Annotated in this window: 2 protein-coding genes and 1 pseudogene; all 3 read right to left on the bottom strand. The window is 61.6% G+C overall.

The annotated features are described in order from the left end of the window. Positions 1 to 161 precede the first annotated feature (161 nt). A pseudogene (tnpC, locus tag PACILC2_RS19615) lies at positions 162 to 1,723 on the bottom strand (IS66 family transposase). Between the two features lie 80 nt (positions 1,724 to 1,803). Continuing rightward, positions 1,804 to 2,160, bottom strand: a complete 357-nt coding sequence (gene tnpB, locus PACILC2_RS19610) for an IS66 family insertion sequence element accessory protein TnpB (RefSeq protein WP_213530297.1) — start codon at positions 2,158 to 2,160, stop codon at positions 1,804 to 1,806. Continuing rightward, positions 2,160 to 2,474, bottom strand: a complete 315-nt coding sequence (gene tnpA, locus PACILC2_RS19605) for an IS66 family insertion sequence element accessory protein TnpA (protein ID WP_213530295.1) — start codon at positions 2,472 to 2,474, stop codon at positions 2,160 to 2,162. Before tnpA ends, tnpB begins: the two co-directional genes overlap by 1 nt. Between the last annotated feature and the right edge of the window lie 84 nt (positions 2,475 to 2,558).

Below are 2,558 nucleotides of genomic sequence, written 5' to 3'. Positions count from 1 at the left end.
CCCATCTCAGGCCGCTTTGGGTAAGCGTCAAATCTAGCACACCTGGTCAAAGCTTCCCCAGCCTGCGAGAATAGGAACGAAGCGTATGCGCGGGCGTCGCCAAACAAGACGGAACGCCAAAGAGCCCTGACTGAGCAGTCAGAGCGGTTCGGGGCACAACGTCAGAACAGGCGACACGTGATCGGCAATGCGGGCGACCACGGGGCCGGCTTCTCCAGAGCGGTGGCGTCCTGCAAGTTCGGCAACTGTGGCAGTTGCTCGAACAGGTACTGCAAATAAGCCTCCGGTTTCAGCCGGTTTGCTTTTGCCGTTTCGACGATGCTGTATAACACCGCACTGGCCCTTGCTCCGCGCGGCGTGTTGCTAAACAAGAAATTTTTCGGCCGATCACCGTCGGCTTGATCGCCCGTTCGCTGCGGTTGTTGTCGTTCTCCAGCCGCCCGTCCTGCAAAAAAGCAGTGAGCTTCGGCCACTGGTTCGTGCAGTAGGTGATCGCAGTGCCGAGCAGCCCTTTGGGCAACACGCGCGCGCGTTGGCCCTCAAGCCAAGCCGCCATCCGATCCAGAATCGGCTGGCTTTCCTCCAGGCGGGCTGCATGGCGCTCCTCCGCCGTCGCCTCCTTCCAGCGGCGTTCGACTTCAAACAGCGCATTGCACAAGGCCAACCCTTCCGCCGCGGCGGTTTGGGCGCGTTGCGCGGGCGGCGTCGCCTGCACGGCTTCGTGAAATTTGCGCCGCGCATGCGCCCAGCAGCCCAACTGCGTAACCCCCTTGAGCCTGGCATATCCGCTGTAGCCGTCCGTCTGCAAGTACCCCGTGAACCCGGTCAGAAAGGCCTCCGGGTGTTCGCTGCCGCGTCCAGTCCGGTAGTCGTACAGCACGACATCGGGCGCGGCTCCGCGCCCGGTGCGATACAGCCACAGGTACGATTTCGCTTGCGCGGATCGGCCCGGCTCCCGCAGGACCTGCAGCGTCGTTTCATCCGCATGGACATGATCTTGCGCCAGAAGCTTGGTATGGAAGAGATCGTACAAGGGAACGAGCCACCGCTCACTGGCGGCGATCAGCCAATTGGCCATCGTCTGCCGCGACAGGTCGATGCCCCATTGCCGGAACTGTTCTTCCTGCCGGTAGAGCGGCAAGCTGTTCACGTATTTCTGATGGATCACGTGCGCCAGCATGGAGGGCGACGCCAGACTGCCCGGCAACGCCGGGGCCGGCATGGGTGCGGTCACGACTGGAGTGCGCATGCCCGTTTGCTCGCAACAGCGGCAACTGTACACGTGGCGTACATGCTCGACGACGCTCACCTGCGCCGGAATGATCTTCAGTTCCCGCCGCACTTCCGTGCTCATCGCATGCAGCGGCCCGGCGCAATCCGGGCAGACGCCTTCCGTTTCGTCCAGCGTGTAGTGGATCGTTTCGACCGGCAGGTTCGCCAGTTTCGCTTCCCGTTCGCCTTTGGCTTTCTTCCGCCGCTGAACGGTCACCGTTTCGACCGTCGGCTCGGGTGCCTTCGGATCGGCCTCCGCTTCGGCTTCGTTGAACAGCGTCAGTTGATCCGGATGCGTTTGTTCGCTGGAGGCGCCGAAACGTTTTTGCTGCGCCCGCCGGAATTGCTCTTCGTACCAGGCAACCTGCAGCTTGAGCGCCGCCACTTGTTCGGTTAATTGTCGAATGACCTCTTCCGAGGTCGGGGGGGAGATGTTCGCTCGGTTTTCCATGATGATGGATTTCGCGACAGCGGGGCTCCTTTCCTGCCGATGAGCATGGCGATTTGTTGAACACGCCGATGGGAAAGCCGTTACAGGACGACCTCGGCGTGCACCGGCCGATGGGCCTGCCGCTGATCCAGCGCGAGTCCGTCCAGCAACCAGCGCAATTGACGGTGCTGCAGGGAGAGCGTCAGGCTACTTCCGTCCGACGGCTCCGGCCATCGGAACGTGCCGCGCTCCAGCCGACGGTAGAACAGCCAGAAGCCGTTGTGTTCCCAGTAAAGCATTTTCAGCTTGTCCCGCTGCCGGTTGCAGAACACGAACAGGGTGGGCGCAAACGGACTGCAGCCAAAGCTTTCCTGGACAAGGGCGGCCAGCCCATCGATCGATTTCCGAAGATCCGTCGCGCCACTGGCCAGGACGATCCGTTCGGGAAGGGGGAGCATCAGCGTCCCGCTTCCAGCACCCGCACCACTTGCGTGAGCAGGGACGCATCGAAACCGGGACGGATGTCGATGGATGCGTTGCCGATCCGGACGACGAGGGGGGAGGCTTCCGCCGATGAAGGCGGCGTTGGGGTGACCGTCACCCAAGTCGTCGTTGGTGATTTCCGTTTGCCCGGCGACAGTTTGCGCAGCCAGTATTTCAGTTGGTTGAACGGGATTTCTTGGGCGGCACACCATGCTCGCATGGTCTGTCCGCTTTCCCGATAGGCACGGATCCGCTCCCGCCATTGCTCGTTGCGTTCATTTTCGTTCATTCGCGCGTACCTCCTATCTTTCCGATACGCTTAGTTTCTCATGAATCTTCGAGTCCGTGTAGGTGGGGAATATTTGACGCTTAC

The sequence above is a fragment of the Paenibacillus cisolokensis genome, from assembly GCF_018403665.1.
GTDB classification, from domain to species: domain Bacteria; phylum Bacillota; class Bacilli; order Paenibacillales; family Paenibacillaceae; genus Paenibacillus_AH; species Paenibacillus_AH cisolokensis.
The sequence above is the reverse complement of the archived record's forward strand: the minus strand, read 5'-3'. Positions and strand labels throughout refer to the sequence as shown.